At 63.1% G+C, this 19,088-nt stretch carries 15 protein-coding genes; 5 read left to right on the top strand and 10 right to left on the bottom strand.

Annotation, left to right across the window (positions count from 1 at the left end):
- Positions 1 to 12: 12 nt before the first annotated feature.
- Both gap and fba read left to right on the top strand, forming a co-directional pair.
- A complete protein-coding gene (gene gap, locus BN2476_RS13570; protein WP_087734687.1) occupies positions 13 to 1,029 on the top strand; it encodes a type I glyceraldehyde-3-phosphate dehydrogenase in 1,017 nt (338 codons plus the stop codon).
- Positions 1,030 to 1,117: 88 nt separating this feature from the next.
- The gene (gene fba / locus BN2476_RS13565; RefSeq protein ID WP_087734686.1) at positions 1,118 to 2,164 is read left to right on the top strand and encodes a class II fructose-bisphosphate aldolase; all 1,047 of its coding nucleotides are present in this window, start codon (positions 1,118 to 1,120) and stop codon (positions 2,162 to 2,164) included.
- Between the two features lie 106 nt (positions 2,165 to 2,270).
- On the opposite strand, the gene BN2476_RS13560 is transcribed toward fba, so the two are convergent.
- The 10 genes from BN2476_RS13560 to BN2476_RS13515 form a co-directional block, all read right to left on the bottom strand.
- The gene (locus BN2476_RS13560) at positions 2,271 to 3,944 is read right to left on the bottom strand and encodes a phospholipase C (protein WP_087734685.1); all 1,674 of its coding nucleotides are present in this window, start codon (positions 3,942 to 3,944) and stop codon (positions 2,271 to 2,273) included.
- Positions 3,945 to 4,384: 440 nt separating this feature from the next.
- Positions 4,385 to 5,281, bottom strand: a complete 897-nt coding sequence (locus BN2476_RS13555) for a hypothetical protein (protein ID WP_087734684.1) — start codon at positions 5,279 to 5,281, stop codon at positions 4,385 to 4,387.
- A 101-nt stretch (positions 5,282 to 5,382) separates the two neighbouring features.
- The gene (locus tag BN2476_RS13550; RefSeq protein WP_087734683.1) at positions 5,383 to 5,634 is read right to left on the bottom strand and encodes a type 1 periplasmic-binding domain-containing protein; all 252 of its coding nucleotides are present in this window, start codon (positions 5,632 to 5,634) and stop codon (positions 5,383 to 5,385) included.
- Positions 5,635 to 5,702: 68 nt separating this feature from the next.
- A complete protein-coding gene (locus BN2476_RS13545) occupies positions 5,703 to 8,123 on the bottom strand; it encodes a penicillin acylase family protein (RefSeq protein WP_438942877.1) in 2,421 nt (806 codons plus the stop codon).
- Between the two features lie 168 nt (positions 8,124 to 8,291).
- A complete protein-coding gene (locus tag BN2476_RS13540; protein ID WP_235850813.1) occupies positions 8,292 to 8,573 on the bottom strand; it encodes a DUF3459 domain-containing protein in 282 nt (93 codons plus the stop codon).
- 63 nt (positions 8,574 to 8,636) lie between these two features.
- On the bottom strand, positions 8,637 to 9,938 hold the full coding sequence (locus BN2476_RS13535) for a four-carbon acid sugar kinase family protein (protein WP_087734682.1): 1,302 nt from the start codon (positions 9,936 to 9,938) through the stop codon (positions 8,637 to 8,639).
- A complete protein-coding gene (locus tag BN2476_RS13530) occupies positions 9,935 to 11,221 on the bottom strand; it encodes a ribulose-bisphosphate carboxylase large subunit family protein (protein WP_087734681.1) in 1,287 nt (428 codons plus the stop codon). The genes BN2476_RS13535 and BN2476_RS13530 overlap by 4 nt, the downstream gene beginning before the upstream one ends.
- On the bottom strand, positions 11,218 to 11,757 hold the full coding sequence (locus tag BN2476_RS13525; RefSeq protein ID WP_087734680.1) for a VOC family protein: 540 nt from the start codon (positions 11,755 to 11,757) through the stop codon (positions 11,218 to 11,220). The genes BN2476_RS13530 and BN2476_RS13525 overlap by 4 nt, the downstream gene beginning before the upstream one ends.
- Positions 11,758 to 11,848: 91 nt before the next feature.
- A complete protein-coding gene (locus BN2476_RS13520) occupies positions 11,849 to 13,759 on the bottom strand; it encodes a TRAP transporter large permease (RefSeq protein ID WP_087734730.1) in 1,911 nt (636 codons plus the stop codon).
- Positions 13,760 to 13,852: 93 nt separating this feature from the next.
- The gene (locus BN2476_RS13515; protein WP_087734679.1) at positions 13,853 to 14,875 is read right to left on the bottom strand and encodes a TRAP transporter substrate-binding protein; all 1,023 of its coding nucleotides are present in this window, start codon (positions 14,873 to 14,875) and stop codon (positions 13,853 to 13,855) included.
- A gap of 207 nt (positions 14,876 to 15,082) precedes the next feature.
- Between BN2476_RS13515 and BN2476_RS13510 the strand changes: the two genes are divergently transcribed.
- The 3 genes from BN2476_RS13510 (at position 15,083) to BN2476_RS13505 (ending at position 19,049) form a co-directional block, all read left to right on the top strand.
- Entirely contained in the window at positions 15,083 to 16,138 is a 1,056-nt protein-coding gene (locus tag BN2476_RS13510; protein ID WP_087734678.1) for a LacI family DNA-binding transcriptional regulator, read from the top strand.
- Positions 16,139 to 16,168: 30 nt separating this feature from the next.
- Positions 16,169 to 16,444, top strand: a complete 276-nt coding sequence (locus tag BN2476_RS46465) for a hypothetical protein (RefSeq protein ID WP_160111712.1) — start codon at positions 16,169 to 16,171, stop codon at positions 16,442 to 16,444.
- A 199-nt stretch (positions 16,445 to 16,643) separates the two neighbouring features.
- The gene (locus tag BN2476_RS13505; RefSeq protein WP_087734729.1) at positions 16,644 to 19,049 is read left to right on the top strand and encodes a phosphoketolase family protein; all 2,406 of its coding nucleotides are present in this window, start codon (positions 16,644 to 16,646) and stop codon (positions 19,047 to 19,049) included.
- Positions 19,050 to 19,088 lie beyond the last annotated feature (39 nt).

Here is a 19,088-nt window from a genome sequence, read left to right as displayed (position 1 = left end):
AAAGGAGTCGACATGCCCATCAACGTGGCGATCAACGGTTATGGCCGCATCGGCCGCAACATCCTGCGAGCGCTGTACGAATCGAAGCGGACGGACGAAATTCGCATCGTCGCGATCAACGATCTCGGCGATGCGGGGATCAACGCGCATCTGACCCGCTTCGACACCGTGCACGGTCCGTTTGTCGGCACCGTCGACGTGGACGGCGATGCATTGGTCGTCAACGGCGACCGTATCAAGGTGCTGTCCGTGCGCAATCCGGCGGAGCTGCCGTGGCGCGAGCTCGCCGTCGACGTCGTGCTCGAATGCACGGGCCTCTTCACGAGCAAGGAAAAGGCCTCTGCCCATCTTGCAGCGGGCGCGCGCAAGGTGATGATTTCCGCGCCGGGCGGCAAGGACGTCGACGCGACGGTCGTCTACGGCGTCAACGACGGAGTGCTCAGGCAGTCGTTCACGGTCATCTCGAACGCATCGTGCACGACCAATTGCCTCGCGCCCCTCGTCAAGCCGCTGCATGCGGCGATTGGGATCGAGCACGGCTTGATGACGACGATTCATTCGTACACGAACGATCAGGTGCTGACCGACGTGTATCACACGGACCTGCGCCGCGCTCGCGCCGCCACGCAGTCGATGATTCCGACGAAGACGGGCGCGGCCGCCGCCGTCGGCCTGGTGATCCCGGAACTGAACGGACGGCTCGACGGCTTCGCGATTCGCGTGCCGACGATCAACGTGTCGGTCGTCGATCTGACTTTCACGTCGATGCGGCTGACGAACGTCGACGAAGTCAACGCGATCGTCAAGGAGGCTGCGCAAGGCGAGCTGAAAGGCGTCCTCGGCTACAACGACGCTCCGCTGGTGTCGGTCGATTTCAACCACGACGCGCGCTCGTCGATCTTCGACGCGACGCAGACGCGCGTGACGGGCGGCACGCTGGTCAAGGTGCTGAGCTGGTACGACAACGAGTGGGGCTTCAGCAACCGCATGCTGGACACCACGGTCGCGTGGATGAAGGCGGCGCAATGAAAGCGCCGCGGCCGAACGATTTGTCGTCGAACGCGCCTTTGCGCGCGAGCGACTCGCAAGCAATCGCGTCATCATCAGGAGACTTGTCATGGCACTCATCTCGCTGCGCCAACTGCTTGACCATGCCGCCGAGCACGGCTACGGCGTGCCGGCTTTCAACGTCAACAACCTCGAACAGATCCAGGCGATCATGGAGGCCGCCGAGGACACGCAAAGCCCCGTGATCCTGCAGGCTTCCGCCGGCGCGCGGAAGTATGCGGGCGAGCCTTACCTGCGCCATATGGTGCTCGCCGCGACCGAATCGCATCCCGACATCCCCGTCGTGCTGCATCAGGACCATGGCGGGAGTCCGTCCGTGTGCCAGATGTCGATCCGTTCGGGCTTTTCGAGCGTGATGATGGACGGCTCGCTGGAAGAGGACATGAAAACCCCTTCGAGCTACGAATACAACGTGCGCGTCACGCGCACTGTGTGCGAAATGGCGCATGCCGTCGGCGTGTCCGTCGAGGGCGAGCTTGGCTGTCTGGGCTCGCTCGAAACGGGGGAAGCCGGCGAGGAGGACGGCGTCGGCGCGCAGGGCAAGCTGTCGCACGACATGCTGCTGACGGACCCTGCACAGGCGCGCGATTTCGTCGAGCGCACAGGCGTCGATGCGCTGGCGATCGCGATCGGCACCTCGCACGGCGCGTACAAGTTCTCGCGCAAGCCGAGCGGCGATATTCTCGCGATCGACCGCATCGCGCAAATTCACGCGCAGATTTCGGACACGCATCTGGTGATGCACGGATCGTCTTCGGTGCCGCAGGAATGGCTGGAGATCATCCGCAAGTTCGGCGGCGAGATCAAGGAGACGTATGGCGTGCCCGTCGAGGAAATCCAGCGCGGTATTCGCAGCGGCGTGCGCAAGGTCAACATCGACACCGATATCCGTCTCGCGATGACGGGCGCGATGCGGCAGGTCTTCGCGGAGCAGCCGTCGGAGTTCGATCCGCGCAAGGCATTCGCGGCTGCCAGAAAGGCTGCGCGCGGCATGTGCGCCGCGCGCTTCGAAGCGTTCGGCTGCGCGGGGCAGGCGCCGCGGATCAAGCCGGTTGCGCTCGAGCAGATGGCCGAGCGCTATGCGGTGACGGCCTGACGTCAGAAAACGCTTGATTGAATGGAAGCGTGCGCCCGCCCTGCTGCACCGCCAGCGGGGAAGGGCGCACTCCCTTCATGCGTTGATGCTCAGCCGTGTTTCGGCATCAGATCTTCGGCGGCCGCTCGACCTGCACGCCCGTCGTCGGATCGAGGAAGAGCTTGCGTTGATAGCGGCCTTCGCCACGGCGGTTGAAGTCGAACATGCCGATGATGCTGCCCGCCTTCGCGTCGAACGATCCGCCACCGATACGCTGCCCATCGAGCCAGTTGTCTTCGATGAAGCGCACCACCGACGACTGATCGATCTGCGTATGGTCGACGAAGTTCTCCTTCGCCCACGGCGAGATCACGACAAACGGAATGCGCGTGCCCGGACCGCAGCGGCCGTTCACGGGTTTGCCCTTCACGCCATTGTCCGCCGAGCCCGTGCCGCAGATTCCAGCGCCATTCAACTGGTCGGCGACCGAATCGTACGATGCACTCGTCGGCATCGCGTAAGCGTGGTCGTACCAGCCGTCCGAGTCATCCCATGCCACGATGACGGCCGTATCCTTCCAGTCCTTTTGCTGCTGGAGGAAGTTGACGACCTTCGTCACGAAAGCCTGCTCGTCGAGCGGGTCCGAATACCCAGCGTGGCCATCCTGGAAGGCCGGTGCCTTGAGGAAGCTCACTGCCGGGAAATTGCCAGCGTTCACCGCGTTGAAGAAATCGTCGGTATCGTACTGGTGATTGGCGGGGTCCGCGCTGTGGCTATCCTGCTGCATGCTGTGCCCGATCGCCTGGATCGAGCTCGGGCGCAAGTGTTTCGGATTGGCCGTCGACGCGTAGTACTGGAACCAGTTGTGGTGGGGAATATAGTCGGCTGTGGCGGAGCCGACGACCGTCGATAGCGTGCTGCGCTTGCATCCCGTCGTGCCGTTGCTGTTGACCGTCGCGAGGTTGAAGCCGCCCATGAAGCCGCCCCACGTGATGTTGCGCGCGTTCAGCAGGTCGCCGATATTCTTGCCCGTCATCAACGCGGTATCGGTCGCACTCGAGCAACTGTCGTAGGCCGGGTCCACGTCATTGATCATCGTGAAACCGCCTTGCCCGTCGTTCACGTAGTACGAGCCCGAGGCGGAAGGCTGCTTCGTCGTCAGCACAGCCTGCATGCCGTTGGTCTGCCCTGAGACGACTTCGAGTGCACCCGGCGTCGACGGTCCGTAGGTCGACGTATAGGCGTTGTCGCTCATCGCGAATCGTTGCGCGTAGTTCCACAGCGCGGTGACCGTGTTGCCGTCGAAATAGCCCATCACCTGGCCCGTCGTGCCGAATGCACCGGCACCGCCGCTCGAGCCCTTACCCGTGTACTTCGGGAAGAGATCGGCAGCACCTTTGTCGTACGCTTGCTGCTCGGCCGTGTACGCGTGATTCTGGTCGGCAGTCGACGCCTGCGTACGGTCGAGACGGAACGGATTGGCGGCGCCTGTTCCGTTGGCCGCATTCGTGAAGTTCGGGTTGTTCGTGAGCAAGGTGCCCGAGAGGCCGTTCACTTGAGGCGTGCCGGGCAGCGCGTCGAATGCAGGCTCACCAGACGGATTGGTCGCATGCGGATAGGTCGCGAAGTAATGATCGAACGAAACGTTCTCGCCGTAGATCACGACCAGATGCTTGATCGGAGTAGCCGTATGAACTTCGTCCGGCCGGTTTTTGTCATGCTCGTCGGAGGCGCTCCACGCTACGGTCGATGCGAATGCTGCGGCTGTGAGCGAACCAAGTGCTATCTGACGCCATTGCATTTCAGGCTCCTGTTTGGATTCGTATTGGCGGGAATGACCGCGAAGCCCAGGCGCAGGGAGAATCAAAGACGCATCACATCGCTGACGCCGTTGAGATGGGGGAGGCTACGCGGCAGTGGGGTTCAGGAAAGCGAAGTCATTAAAGCATCGACGTATGAATGCCAAGCGTCAGAGTCCTTACGGAATATTTTCGGCCCGGAAAATCGGGCGTCAGAGTACGCGTGCTCTTTGAGAGCGCATCGCAGAAACGGGCCTGTTTTGTAGCTCTTTGGCGATATGCGATAGCTGCGTGTGATGGGCGAATAGATGCACGGGACTATCACTTTTAAAGAGAGGATGGCCAATAGGGTCAATTGTTGCCACTCGTCCCATCGCACAAGATCGGGCACGCGTTGCGCCTTTTCAGTTGAGAGTCTGCCCAGGTCGGATCGACGGTTGCGCTAGCGGCGAACGGTCATGGGTCGCCACTCGGTCTTATCCTTCGGGGGAGTCCAGCTTGCGTCGGCGGAGTCGGGGATGGGTTGATACGCGCCGTTGGCTGTCCGTTCCAGAAAGCGGCACCAGTTTTCGGGCATCTCGGGCCAATCGATCTGAAGGCAAAAGTGGCCATCCTCGGTCACGCTCCACTTGCCGCTAGCGCTGTGCGACTGAAGAAAACCGCCACCTGCCCAGTAAACCGTCAGCGTACCGTCGGCGCCATTGACCCATTGTCTCAGGGCGCCGGAAGTGTTTGTCCTCAGTATGGTGGCGCCACGCATCAACGGAATCAGTTGCTCCCTCGTCAACCGCGCAGGCGCTGTACTCTGATTCCCGCTATGCGACGATGTCGGCGCAGGCGTGGTCGCGACGGTGGGAGAAGAAGACACAGCGGATGACGCAGGGGCCAGTTTCGCAGCAGGCGTCGCAGATGCGCCGCCTTGCGATGGCGAGGGTTCGGACGCGGCTGATTGCACGCCATGCTCCGTCCGCGTGGTGGCGGCCGGGCTGGAGGACGCCTGTGATTGGCTCGCTGTCGGCCGCGCCATCGACGCTGCGGCGGCGGAAGCAGCCTTTGGATTGGGCTTCGGCCTAGCCGTCGCGGCGCGGTGCTGCTGCTCGGCCTTGTGTTTCTTTTGTGCCTCTTCTTCCTTCGTCTGGGCATCCTGGTCCAGAAAAAAATTCACAGGCTGGATCAGGACACCCGCACTGAGTGGCGTAACCGGGACGCGCCCAGCCGCCTCTTGCAATTGCGGCGGCCACCGCACGCGATCGTGCTTCGCGACGACCGTCGAGTCGGCGCAAAGCAGTGCGAGCAGCCCGGATAGCGCGCACGCACGAGTTCGACGAGTGAACTTCATTTGTATCCACCCTCCCGGTCGGCAGTTGACGCACGAATTGCCTGCCCGTTGTCGAAAAATATCGCAGGAGGGCGGTTAACGCCAAGCGTTGCTTTTGGTCCTTACGGTTTATGGGGCAACAATTGCGCGCCGGCCGCGTCCAGCGCGTCGCGAAAGCCGCGTTCGCGATCACGGATCGTGCTTGCGTGCCGCGTGGCGCCGATCAGCGCGATATGCCGGCGGCCGCAGCGCACCAGATAGTCGGCGGCGCGTCGGCCGCCGTCGTAGTTGTCGCTCGACACCTGATCGGTGAGATAGCTTTCGCGCGCGATTGATAGCACGACGGGTGCTTGCGTCGACGCGATCTCGCCCAAGAGGGGCTCGCGCAACCGACGAGTGAACGGTTGCGCGAACCACCTGATTGCGTCATAGCGTTATCGTGTCATTGCGTCCGCGCGCCGGGCACGAGATGAATCCGCTTTTCCGTCGCCCTTTCGACGGAGGCGCGGGTATAGAGCAACGGGAAATACTCCCCATTCAGCCACATCTGCGCAAGGTCGCGATAATGCGGGCTGTCCGGGTCTCCCGATTCTCCGGGCAGATTTACTGCACGCGAGTTGTCCCAGTTGCCAACGTCGACGATCACGCGAAACGACGGCCCGTTGGTCTGCCGGAAGTCGCTCGCGCGGTACGTCGACTGGTTCGGCGTGTACGCGCTGCCGCCTTTGCCGATCGGCCCCACGTTGAGCTTCGCGCGCATGTCGCTGTCGACGAGCTCCGCGAACGGATGCGCATTGAGGTTGGTTTGCAGCTTGCCCCACTGCCATGCGTTCGCATCCGCGCCTTGCAGATGCACCATTTCGCCATACGCATTGTGCAGGCTCGCGAGTAGCACAGCATCGCGTTTTGCCGGCGCGTTATCGCCGAAGCGCGTCTCGGGATGCTCGAGCGTGTCGAGCATGACGGCCGTGTCGGGCGCGGCGAACGAATCGGCGGCTTCCTTCGACAATACTGCCTGCTTGAACGCGCGTCCTAGATGACGGCTCAGCCACACTTCTTCGAGCGCCGCCTGCGGGGATTCCGCTCGCATCTGCGCATCCCAGCCCTTGAGCATCGAGAGCGCGGCGCGCGTATCGGCGTCGTCGCTCGCAAGCGGCGCAAGCAGCGCGACGAGCCGGCGCGCGGGAATCGATACGTCGTCGTTCTGCAAGCGCTCGCTATCTTCGATCGATACCTTCGGCAATGCCTTCAGCACTTCATCAATGCGCTGATGCCGCGACCCGTTGGTCCATTCGAAACCGAGCTTGCGCTCCTTGTACGGATAGCCGGCGGGCAGGTTCATCTCGTTGGACGTCGTGAAGTAGCCGTCGCTCGGATCGAAAGCGGAGGGCATGTCGTCGCGCGGCCAGAATCCGGCCCACTCGTAGCGGCCATCGCCCGGCACGGGCATCAGGCCATCCCAGTTCGGACGCTTTGGAGAGAGACCGCTTGGCACCCAGCCGATGTCGCCATGCGTGTCCGCATATACCTGGTTCACGGTCGGCGCGCCCCATGTCGAAAGATCGCGTTTGAATTCCGTGAAGTTCTTCGCGCGCATGTAGCGCATCGAATCGAAGTACGGCGACATGCCGGGTGCGAGCCACGCCGTGCGCACGGCAAACGCGCGATGCTTCGCGCTCTCGGTATAGATCACGGGGCCGTGCCGCGTGAAGGCAAGGTTCGCTTTGACGGGCGGGCTGCCACGCACGGCGATCGTCTCGTGCACAATGCGCATCGGTTCCCAGCGGCCTTTATAGCGATACTCATGCGGATTCGCCGGATTCAGCTCGTAGACGTACAGGTCTTCCTGATCGATGTTGAAGATCGTGAGGCCGAACGCGATCGTGCCGTTGTGTCCGATCGACACGCCGGGCGCCGACGGCTCGCCGCCGCCGATGATATCTAGCGTCGGCGTGCTGATCTGCTGAATGTAGCGCAGGCTTGGCGCGGCGTATGCGCGATGTGGATCGTTGGCCATGATCGCGCGGCCCGTCGCCGATTTGCCCGGCGCGATCACCCAGTTGTTGCTGCCTTCCGTCACCTCTTCGGGATTGTCGGCGGCCGCAATCACGGTCGTCGATGCATCCGCGCTCTTGAGCGAATCGCGGGTCACGTGCACGCTTTGCGTGGCGAGCGTGAAGACCTTGAGCACATCGTCGGGCAGACACGGATCGAGTCCTTCGGGCATCTGCGGCTGCCACGGCGGCTGCAAACCAAAGCGCACGGAGTCGGCGGCGAGCGAGCTCTTGCACGCGACCTTTGCGCGCGCCACTTCACTCGTCAGATTGCGCGTGAGGCCGTGACTGCGGATGCGCACCACATCATCGGCCGACCACTTCGCGGGCCAGTAGCCGACCTTGCGAAATTCGTAGGGCAAGCGGTCCGGGTGCGCGGCAAGCCAGTCGATATACGCGTTCACGCCCGCGGCAAACCGCGTCGCGACGGGTTTCGCATCGGGACCATAGCGCTTCCATTCCGCCGACATGTCGCCGCGATAGAGAAAGAGCCGAGTCGCCTTGTCCTGCTCGACATAGGCGGGGCCGAATACTTCGGCTAACTCTCCCAGGCCGCGACGACGCCACAAGTCGATCTGAAACATGCGGTCGCGCGCCGCGTTGAAACCCTGCACGAAAAACGCGTCGTGCTCGTTATCCGCGAAGATATGCGGCACGCCCCATTTGTCGATGAGGATGTCCGTCGGATGCGTCAGTCCTTCGACAGTGATCGTTTCCTCTGGCGCGGTGTCGGCGCGAGCATGTTGCGAGGGCAATGTGCCAAGCGCCGCGCATGTAAAAATGACTGCGAGAGTGTGTCTTGCGTTCACTTATTTCCTCCTTATCGTTGGAATGCAATGTCTACTTGGGCGTATCGAATGTACCGGAGATCTTCGTATTTGCGCTAATGGCGTTTTACGTCTGCGCGATCGGCGTTCGTTTGCGGGCGCAACATTTTTCACGCCTAGAGGCGCTAGCAGAACGAAGCGGATAGAAAATCACAAAGACGCGATGAGCGCATCGCCCGCCGCAAGCCGATTGGCATCTTCGACAAGCGCTTCAGGGTTACGGGCCGCAAGCGTCGATAACAACACCACGCCCGCGTGCGTTTGCACGGCGGCATCCTCGACACCAATATTCAGCGCGATGAACAACCGTTGATGGTGGTAGTGCCGCTCATCAGTCAGCACATTGCCGTTTGCGGCGACATTCTCGATGGTGCCATGCACGAGCGCGGCGTTGTTGCGCCGCAAGGTCAGCAGGCGGCGATAGAGCGACAACATGCTCGACGCATCGCGGTCCTGATCGCGCACGCTCGTGACGATCCAGCCAGGTTTAGACCGTCAACCCGTGATCAACCGCTCAAAGACATCCGTGCCGCCCATCTGTCCGCCCTTGAACATGATCTCGGTGCCGTCGAGCGAAGACTCGTCGGCATGCAGGCGGCACACCGTGACGCCCGTCGTCAGCGGCGCGCGATAGGAAAGGCCCCATGCGTCGAGCGCCTGTGCCGCGTGGCTCGACGTATCGCCGCCCGCAATGCCGATGCGCCGTGGGCGAGCGGCCCGGACCACGTCGCGCAGAAGTGCTGCCGTCGCATGCGCGGTCTGCGCGCGGCTTGCTTCGTTTTGATTTTGCGCGCGCCGCGTGAAGGCGAGCACGTGCCGGCCTTCGCGCAACATATCGACGATGGGCGCCGCGTCGAATCGCAACGTGTCGCCGTTGCGCCCAAGCGGATCGAGTTCGATTTTCCAGTACGAGTGAGCCGCTTCGATCTGCGCGGCCGTCAACGGCGACAGGCTGCCCGCGAGCGCAAACACAGGACTTTGCGCGCGGCCGAGCGCTTGTGATTCGGCATCCGCATGTGGCGAATTCGAAGTCGCCGCGGAACACCATGCCTGCGCGACGCTGCTCGCGCCAACGGCAAGCATCGGTGCGCGGCGCGAGCGTTCATCGATCAACCGGCCGATCGTCGCGAGGTCGTCGTTACGCAGCACGTCAAACAGTATCGCGGACGCTCCCGCCGACAGCCTCGCATCGACCATTGCATTGGCTTCGGCGAACGGCAACGCATACGCACGCCAGTCCACCAGCGCCACGTCGCGCATTCCTTGCTGTTCGAGATGCGCACGCAGATCGGCTTCGTTCATCGGCGTGACGGGATGGCGGCTCATCGTCGGATGACGGTCGATCCGATGGACTTCGCGCGTGCCGCTTCCCGCCGCCGCGAACAGTTGCCCGAACGCGCAGTAGCGCAGCAGTCCAGGCTGACCGCCGACGATGGGCACGAATGGATTCGCGAAATGACGGCGCAGCGTGGCGATGGCCGTCGCGATGTTGCCGGTTTGCGGCGCGCTGTCGAATGTCGAGCAGACCTTGTAGTGCATCACGCGCACGCCGAGCGCGGCAAAGCGCGCGCCGACCCGCGCGAGTTCGTCGGCCATCGCGGCGGGCGGCATTGCGCGCGCGGCACCCGCCATGCCGATCGCGTCGAGTGGACCGACGCTGTCAAGGCGCATGCGGGTCGGCGGCGCGAGGAACAGCAGTGTCCGGAGACCGGCGCGGGCAAGATGCGACAGCGTGTCGGTCGCGCCTGTGAAATCGTCGCCGTAGAAGCCATACGGCGCAGAGCTCGATGCGCTCATGTGCGCGCACCGAAGAACGCGATCGCGGCGCGCAGTTCCGGCGCATGGGCGGCATGGTCGTTCAGCGGCGTGCCGGATTGCGCGGTATCCCACGCATGGCGAACGCTGCGCACGCCGGCCGCCGGTCCGTCCGGATGCGCGAGAATGCCGCCGCCCGACATGAAAAGCAGATCGGCGCTGCCTGTCGCGTCGAACGTCGCGGGCACGGTGCCCGCCCATTGGCCGGACGAGAACGCGGGCAGCACGCGATCGTCGAGACCGTCGGCGAGAGGCGTCGCGCAATCGCGCGCGGACCCGGTGACTTCCGCATCGCTTTGCGCGAACTTGCCCGCGAGCCCATGCACGTGCATGTGATCGACGCCCGCGAGCCGCCACAACGTCTGATACGCCTGAAAGCCGATGCCGAGCGCCGCATCGCGCGACATCATGCCAAAGCCGTTTCGATGCGCGTGCAGAACGAGCGGCGTCGAGCGGCGCAGTGTCTGGATCGCGGAGAACCCGCACCAGTTGATGCTCGCCATCACGCAGTCGCCTTGCTCGCGTTCGACGAGTTCCGCGTGACGCCGCATCGCATCCGTATCGTCGGTGATGTTGAACGCGATCATCACGCGCTTGCCCGTGCGCTCGCGGAACGCGCGGACTTCGCGCATCACGGCGCGAACACGTTGGTCGAGGGGCGCATGCGATGGATTCGCGCAGACTTCATCGTCCTTGATGAAATCAATGCCGGCTTCGCAGAGCGTGCGCACGAGTTGCGCGGTCTCTTCCGCCGACAGCCCGACGTTCGGCTTGATGATCGTGCCGACCATCGGCCCTTGTAGCACGCCCGTCAGCCGCCGCGTGCCGGCGACGCCGTGCGCGGGCAGATCGAAGCGCTCGCGATAAGCGCGCGGCACGCGCAGCGACAGAAGCCGCATGCCCGTCACTTCGCCGAGATCGTACAGATTGCCGGCGACTGTAGCTGCGAGCGTCGGCAGATTGGCGCCGATGTTCGCGACGGGAAACGACAGCGTCACGCGCGCGCGCCTGAACGGCCCGTTCATGTGTTGCCGCATGAGCCATGCGCTCGGCAGCGATGCGTGAGGCACGGGCTCCCGTTCGTCGATGCGCAGCACGCTTGCGCGGCTGCGCGCGCGCAGTTCGTCGCTTTCGCCGGCGACGCGCACGAACGTGCCGCTCGACTGCTCGCCCGCCATCGTGTCCGCCACTTTCGCGAGATCGAGCGGCGTCTCGATCAGGTAATCGGCTTCGATGCTGTCGTCGCGTGATGAGGGCGCGCTCATAGCGTGCTCAGATCGGGAAACGGACGCACCGCATCGCGGCCGTCCCAGTTCAGCGACGCCTCGCGGATCATGTCGAATAGCCTGCCTTTCGGGCCTGCGATTTCCGACAGCTCGATCACCGTGCCCGGATGCTGCTCCGTGTCGAAGTAGACGAAGCGTCCGTTCTTGCCGACGTTGCCGCTCATCGCCACCGTGAAGCCCTGCTTCAGCAGACGTTCGAGATCGGCGTCGAACGAAGTCGTCCAGTACGCGTTGTGTTGCAAGCCCGTATGGCCCGCTGCGAGAAAGTCGCGATACATCGACGGCGCGTCGTTGCGCGTCTGGATCAGCTCGACCTGCAAGTCGCCGGAGTTCGCGAGCGCAACCGAGTTGTGCACCTCGTAGCGCTCGCCGCGATAGCGATAATCCTCGATGGGCACGCGTTCGTTATAGAACCACGGACCGACGCCGAGCACGCGGCTCCAGTGGTCCATCGCTGCCTCGATGTCGCGCACGACATAACCGGCCTGACGGATCTCGCCAAAAAAACGACTCATGAAGACACTCCCAATGCCAGAGAAGGGATTGCGATGGAACTGCGAAATAGTTGGAAATGGTTGATGCGAACGGCCGGGAAACGACGGGCGCTCAGAGAAAGCCGGTCGATATCCACGGCAAGAACGCGACGAGCATCAGCCCGAGCACGAGCGCGCTCATATAGCCGACGATGGGCCGCATGCCGGCATCGGGATTGATGCGGCTGACCGCGCACGCCGAGTAGTAGCCGACGCCGAATGGCGGCGAGAACAGCCCGACGCCCATCGCGAGAATCACGACGATCGCGTAATGCACTTCGTTGACGCCGGCGGCGCGCGCAATCGGAAAGAGCAGGGGGCCGAACAGCACGATCGCCGGTATGCCTTCGAGCACGCTGCCGAGCACGATGAACACGACGATCGACAGCGCGAGAAAACTCCATGAGCCGCCGGGCAGCGCCGTCATCAACGATGCGAGATCCTGCGAGAAGCCCGACTGCGTGAGCGCCCACGCCATCGCCGTCGCGCAGCCGATGATGAAGATGATCGCGCCCGACAGCGTGGCCGCGTCGATCAGCATGCGCGGCAGACGCGACCATGCAAAGCGCTGGTAGACGAAGAGACCGATCAGCACCGAATACGCAATGCCGATCGTCGATACTTCCGTCGCCGTCGCGATGCCTTCCACGACCGCGCCGCGAATCACGAACGGCAGCGCGAGCGCGGGGAACGCGACGACGAACATGCGGCCGATCTCGCGCCCGTTGAAGCGCTGCGCGTGGCTCAGGTCCTCCTTGCGATAGCGCAGCCACACGACGAAGCACAGCATCAGCGCGAGCACCAGCGCGGGCAGCATGCCCGCCGTGAAGAGCGCGGAGATCGACAGGCCCGTGACCGAGCCGATCGTGATCAGCACGATGCTGGGCGGCACGGTTTCCGTTTGCGCGCCCGCCGTCGACAGCAGCGCGACGAGATCGCCTTCGTCCGCGCCGCGCCGTTTCATTTCGGGGAACAGCACGGGCGCGATCGCGGCCATGTCGGCGACCTTCGAGCCCGAGATGCCCGACACCAGGTACATCGTGCCGATCAGCACATACGACAGCCCGCCGCGCACATGACCGACGAGGCTTGCGAGAAACTGGATCATCGCGCGCGCCATGCCCGTCATCTCGATCATCAGGCCGAGGAACACGAACAGCGGCACGGCGAGCAGCACCAGATGCGACATGCCTTCGTCCATGCGGCCGACGATCACTTCGAGCGGCGTATCGGTCGTGAGGCTCAGATAGCCGAACGTCGCGAGCGCGAACGAAAAGCAGATCGGCACGCCTGAGAAGATGCCGATCGCGACCACACCGACGAAGAAGATCAGCAGGTTCGCCTTGCCGAGATCGGGCAACGCGGGCGCGGCCCACGCGATGACGCCCGCCACGATGGCGACGAACGCGAGCGCAATCGCGATGTCACGCATGCGGCCCACCTGCGCGAGCCGGATCAGCCCGACGAGCAGCATCAGCGCCGCGCCGACGGGCAGCGCGAACGCGCGCCATGCGTCGCTGATCTGCAACGCGGGCGTGAGGATCACGATCTCGGCGGCGGCGAAGTCGTACGCGGGCCACAGCACGAGCGCGAGCAGCGCAATCGACAGCACGATCGCGAGCGTATCGACGAGCGCGCGCCGCTGCGGCGACAGGCGGCTGACGAAGGCCGTCATCCGCATGTGCTCGCCGCGCCGCAGCGCGAGCACTGCGCCGAGCATCGACATCCACAGGAACAGCATGCCCGCCAGTTCGTCCGACCACACAAGCGGCTGATGCAGCGCGTAACGGAACACGACGCCCGCCAGCAGCACGACGATTTCGACGGCGAGCAGCAGCGCGCACGCGCCTTCGACGAGCGCGATCAACGCGCGGTCGAAGCGGCGCAGCCAGCGCCTCGGACCGCTTGCGGCGAGCACTGTGTCGAACGATGAAGCGGCCGTGGCATCGGCGATGGCTGCATGCGGCAGCGCCTGATCCGTCATGTCGATCTCTCCAGTCCGCGATGCGCGCGGCACGTTACGCTCCTGCATGTGCCGCGCGGCATCGCGCGCGAAGTTGCGCGAGCTTGTGTGAATTCAAGCGAGCTTGCCCGTGTAGCTTTCCAGCAGCGACCACGCTTCGTTGCCGAAGCGCCCCTTCCAGTCGGAGTAGAAGTTCGCTTGCCGCAGCGCCGCGCGGAACGTGTCGGGCGAAGGCCGGTTGATCGACAGTCCCTTGCTTTGCAGATCGGCGACGGCGGCATCGTTGAGCTTGCGCACGTCGTCGCGCTGGCGCAGTGCGGCCTGGTTGAACGCATCGGACGTGATGCCTTGCAGGTCTTTCGGCAGCTTCTGCCACGCGCGCTGGTTCAGCACGAACCAGAAGCCGTCCCAGATGTGATTCGTCAGCGAGCAGTACTTCTGCACTTCGTACAGCTTCGCCACTTGCACGATGGGCAGCGGATTTTCCTGCGCATCGACGATATGCGTCTGCAGCGACGAATAGACCTCGCTGAACTGAAGGCTCGTCGGCGCGGCGCCCAGGCCCTTGAACATGTCGATGCTCAGCGGACTGACGGGCACGCGAATCTTGAGGCCGTGCATGTCCGATGCGTTCGCAATTGCGCGCGAGCTGGACGTGGTCTCGCGAAAGCCGTTGTCCCACATCTTCTCGAACGACTCGAGACCGGCTTTCGACATCGCCGCGCGCACGTAGGCGCCGAGCTTGCCGTCCATCGCGCTCCACACCTGCGAGTAGTCGCTGAACGCGAAGCCGATTGCGTTGATCGCGGCAACGGGCGCGAGCGTCGACACGACGAGCGCGGACGGCGTGAACATTTCGATGCCGCCGCTGCGCACCTGCGCGAGCATGTCGGTATCGCCGCCAAGCTGGTTGTTCGGGAAGATGCGGATTTCCATCCGCCCTTTGGACTGCTCCTTCACCTGGTCCGCCGCTTCCTTCGCGCGGATGTTGAGCGGATGCGTGAGCGGCAGGTTGTTGCCGTACTTGAACACGTACTGTGGCGCAGCGGCACGGACGATGGCGGGAAAGCCGAGCGCACCGGCGACGGGCGCGGCCGCCGCAGCGCGCAGCAGCGAGCGCCTGACAAGATTGGTCATTCGAATGTCTCCTGGTTTTGTTTGGTGTGTGCCGCTGTGGCATCATGCTCAATCAAAAACCATCAAGATTTACACAGGCGCCGATGCGTCTTTTTCGTTACGCTCTGTGCTGTCTGCATGATGTTGCTGCAAGACTAGGGACGGCCAGGCGCCGTGTCAAACCGCAATCCTGATTGTTTTTGATGGACTACGCCCTCAGAAATCAGCATGGCTGACGCGCCCATTCCACTTTTTCCGCCGCGTGCGCGGATCGCGGACATCGCCGCCGCGGCGGGTGTTTCGACGGCGACCGTCGATCGCGTATTGAACGGCCGCGACGGCGTGCGGCCGATGACGGCGCGTCGCGTGATGCAGGCCGCCGCGCAGGCGGGCTATGTGATCGATGCGCAGCCGCCCGAGACCAAAACCGCGCGGCCCTTGAAGATCGAATTTCTGGTGCCGGCCGGCACGAACCGCTATCTGCGCATGCTCGGCGATTACATCGAGTTCGCGCACAACCAGTGGGCCGCGCAAGGCATGCGCTGCCGCGTGCATTATGTGGAGAGCTTCAACCCCAACGAACTCGCTGCGCGTCTGTTGCACTATGGCCAGCGCGCCGATGGCGTGGTCTTCATGGCGCTCGAACATCCCGTGGTGCGCGATGCCGTGAACGCGCTCGCCGAGCAGAACGTGCCCGCGATCACGCTGATTTCCGATCTGTCGAATTCTCGCAGGCTGGCTTATGTCGGCATCGACAACCGTTCGGCGGGGCGCACGGCGGCGCTGCTGCTGGGGCGCTTCATGGGGCCGCGTCCGTCAGGCAAGATCGCGATGCTTGCGGGCAGCCTCAACTATCGTGGGCACGAGGAGCGCGAGATCGGCTTTCTGCATCTGATCGAATCGACGTTTCCGCAAGTGAAGGTGATCGGGCTGCGCGAAGGGCAGGACGATAGCGAGCGCAACTACGTGCAGACGCGCAATCTGATCGCGCAGCATCCCGATCTTGCCGGGATTTACAACAGTGGCGGCGGCTCGGATGGCGTCGCGCGCGCGATCGTCGAGGCAAAGACCGAGCAGAAGATTCTCTTCGTCGGACATGGACTCACGCCCGATACGCGCGCGTTGCTGATCGACGGAACAATGGACGCGCTCATTACGCAGACGCCGCAATCGATGGTCGGCAACTCTCTGAAGATTTTCCGTAACGTGCACGAAGGCCGCGATGCGCTCGACGGCGTGAAGCCCGTGCAGTTCAGCATCGTGTTGCGCGAGAATCTTCCCTGAAGCAATGTTCGGCGCAGAGGAGAGGCCGCCATGCAATCGGGTTATGCAGCCGCCGCCGTCGCGTCTGCTTTGGTCGTCATATACGTTCATTCAACCATCCCGCGCTATACGCTCGGGGGATCGAGAAGGGTGATCGCGCATCTGTCGCTGCTTGTCGTGGGCATTCTTTTCGGTGCCGTGAGCGCGATGGTATTCGGGTCGGTCGCTTCGCCGTGGCTCGTATTGGTCGTCGGATTCGGCGTGGTTCATGTCCCGGCGGCGTGCGTGCTGGCGATTAAACATCTACGCCATTCAGGAAAAAGCTGAGCGGCACGGCTGCGGCAAAGCTTGCCGAATCGATGAATGCGCACACGAGCGCAGGTCGTCGCGTGGCCGTCAAAAATGAAAAATTCCATATTGCCGCCTATGATACGAAGGTCCGACGCGGCCGGGTGCATCGCCAGATGCGTCAACGAGCAGTGGCCGTGTTGCGCACGCGGAAACCACGACTATGGAGATGCTCGAAATGGACGATGTTCTCCTCGATGCCACCCCGTTGAGCGCCGACGAACTGCACGACATGGACCGGTATTGGCAGGCGTGCAACTATCTGTCGGCCGGCATGATTTACCTGCGCGCAAATCCGCTGTTGCGGGAGCCGCTTGCGAAAGAGCACATCAAAAGACGGTTGCTCGGCCACTGGGGCTCCGATCCCGGGCAAAGCTTCGTGCTCGTGCATCTGAACAGGGCGATTACGCGGCAGGACCTGAATGTCATTTTTATTTCCGGGCCGGGCCACGGCGCGCCGGCGACGTTGGCGCACAGCTACCTCGAAGGGCGCTACTCGGAGATCTATCCGGACCGTGCCGAAACGGAAGAAGGCATGGCGCGCTTTTTCCGCCTGTTTTCGTTTCCGGGCGGCATCGGATCGCACTGTACGCCTGAAACGCCGGGCTCGATTCACGAAGGCGGCGAGCTGGGCTACAGCCTTTCGCATGCTTACGGTGCCGCGTTCGACAACCCCGATCTGATCGTCGCGGCGATGATCGGCGACGGCGAAGCGGAGACAGGACCGCTCGCCACGTCATGGCATTCGAACAAATTCCTCAATCCCGTCCGCGATGGCGCCGTACTGCCCATTCTTCATCTGAACGGCTACAAGATCGCTAATCCGACTATTCTCGCCCGCATTCCACATGAAGAACTCGCCGCGTTGATGACGGGGTACGGTCACAAGCCGTATTTCGTCGAAGGCGACGATCCGCAGACGATGCATCAGCAGATGGCCGCGACGCTCGATCGTTGCATCGAAGAAATCCGGGCGATCCAGACGCGCGCGCGTACAGACGGCGACCTCAGCCGTCCGCGCTGGCCGATGATCGTCCTGCGGTCGCCGAAAGGATGGACGGGCCCGCGCGAAGTGGGCGGACACAAGGTGGAGGGTTCATGGCGTTCGCACCAGGTCCCGATCGCGGACCCGGAGAGCAATCCGGAGAGCCTCAGGCTCATCGAAGAATGGCTGCGCACCTATAAGCCGGAGCAACTGTTCGACGAGTCGGGGAGACTGGTCGAAGAACTGCGCGCGCTGGCGCCGCGCGGCGACCGCCGGATCAGCGCGAATCCGCATGCGAACGGCGGGGCGTTGTGCAAGGCGCTCGATCTGCCGCGCTTCGAAGATCATGCCGTCGACGTCAAAGACCCCGCCACGACCTATCTGTCTCCGACGGGTGTGCTCGCGAAATACCTGTGCGACGTGATGCGCCGGAACATGACGGGCTTCCGCGTGTTCGGACCTGACGAAACCGCGAGCAACAAGCTGTCGGCGATCTACGAGGCTTCGAAAAAGACGTGGCTTGCGCTCACGGAGGAAAGCGACAGCGACGGCGGCGAACTGGCCGCCGACGGTCGCGTGATGGAAATGCTCAGCGAGCATACGCTGGAAGGCTGGCTCGAAGGCTATACGCTGACCGGCCGCCACGGACTCTTTGCGACTTATGAAGCGTTCGTGCATGTGATCGATTCGATGTTCAATCAGCACGCGAAGTGGCTCGAAAAAGCGAAGCGCGAATTGCGCTGGCGGCAACCCGTGCCGTCGCTCAATCTGCTGATCACGTCGCTCGTATGGCGGCAGGATCACAACGGCTTTACCCATCAGGACCCCGGCTTTCTCGATGTGGTGACCAACAAGAGCCCCGACGTCGTGCGCATTTATCTGCCGCCCGATGCGAACTGCCTGCTGAGTGTCGCCGATCATTGTCTGCGTTCGCGCGATTACGTGAACGTGATCGTCGCCGACAAGCAGCCGCACTTGCTGTATCTGGACATGAAGGCCGCGATCACGCATTGCACGAAGGGCGTCGGCATCTGGGACTGGGCATCGACCGATCAGGGGCAGGAGCCGGATGTCGTGATTGCGAGTGCCGGCGATATCGCGACGATGGAAGCACTCGCTGCCGTCGAAATCCTCAAGGGGCTCTTTCCGGATCTGAAAATGCGCTTCGTGAATGTGGTCGATCTGTTCCGGCTGATGCCGGAGACCGATCATCCGCACGGACTGTCGTCACGCGACTTCGATTCGCTGTTCACCACGAACAAGCCGGTGATATTCAATTTCCACTCGTATGCATCGCTCGTTCACAAGCTCACGTATCGCCGTGCCAACCACGTGAACATTCACGTGCATGGCTATGCGGAGAAGGGCAACATCAATACGCCGCTCGAACTGGCGATCATCAACGGCATCGACCGCTTCACGCTCGCTATCGACGTGATCGACCGTGTGCCGGCGCTGCGTGGCGTGGGCGACCATGCAAAAGAACGCTTGCGCGATCGGCGGATCGAACACGTCACGTATGCGCATGCCGAAGGAATCGATCGCGAAGAAATTCGCAACTGGACGTGGAAGGGCGACGACGCGGTTAAACAGGTGTGAGTGTTGAAAACGGGAAGGCGCTGTCGGCGGTTATCGATC

This window comes from Paraburkholderia piptadeniae, from assembly GCF_900007165.1.
In the GTDB taxonomy this organism is placed as follows: domain Bacteria; phylum Pseudomonadota; class Gammaproteobacteria; order Burkholderiales; family Burkholderiaceae; genus Paraburkholderia; species Paraburkholderia piptadeniae.
Note: the sequence above shows the minus strand (reverse complement) of the source record. Positions and strands in the feature narration are given on the sequence as shown.

What these genes read in the sequence shown, in the direction of transcription:
- gap (WP_087734687.1), top strand. Translation starts at nt 13, where the DNA reads ATGCCCATCAACGTGGCGATCAACGGTTATGGCCGCATCGGCCGCAAC.
- fba (WP_087734686.1), top strand. Translation starts at nt 1,118, where the DNA reads ATGGCACTCATCTCGCTGCGCCAACTGCTTGACCATGCCGCCGAGCAC.
- BN2476_RS13560 (WP_087734685.1), bottom strand. Translation starts at nt 3,944, where the DNA reads ATGCAATGGCGTCAGATAGCACTTGGTTCGCTCACAGCCGCAGCATTC.
- BN2476_RS13555 (WP_087734684.1), bottom strand. Translation starts at nt 5,281, where the DNA reads ATGAAGTTCACTCGTCGAACTCGTGCGTGCGCGCTATCCGGGCTGCTC.
- BN2476_RS13535 (WP_087734682.1), bottom strand. Translation starts at nt 9,938, where the DNA reads ATGAGCGCATCGAGCTCTGCGCCGTATGGCTTCTACGGCGACGATTTC.
- BN2476_RS13530 (WP_087734681.1), bottom strand. Translation starts at nt 11,221, where the DNA reads ATGAGCGCGCCCTCATCACGCGACGACAGCATCGAAGCCGATTACCTG.
- BN2476_RS13525 (WP_087734680.1), bottom strand. Translation starts at nt 11,757, where the DNA reads ATGAGTCGTTTTTTTGGCGAGATCCGTCAGGCCGGTTATGTCGTGCGC.
- BN2476_RS13520 (WP_087734730.1), bottom strand. Translation starts at nt 13,759, where the DNA reads ATGACGGATCAGGCGCTGCCGCATGCAGCCATCGCCGATGCCACGGCC.
- BN2476_RS13515 (WP_087734679.1), bottom strand. Translation starts at nt 14,875, where the DNA reads ATGACCAATCTTGTCAGGCGCTCGCTGCTGCGCGCTGCGGCGGCCGCG.
- BN2476_RS13510 (WP_087734678.1), top strand. Translation starts at nt 15,083, where the DNA reads ATGGCTGACGCGCCCATTCCACTTTTTCCGCCGCGTGCGCGGATCGCG.
- BN2476_RS46465 (WP_160111712.1), top strand. Translation starts at nt 16,169, where the DNA reads ATGCAATCGGGTTATGCAGCCGCCGCCGTCGCGTCTGCTTTGGTCGTC.
- BN2476_RS13505 (WP_087734729.1), top strand. Translation starts at nt 16,644, where the DNA reads ATGGACGATGTTCTCCTCGATGCCACCCCGTTGAGCGCCGACGAACTG.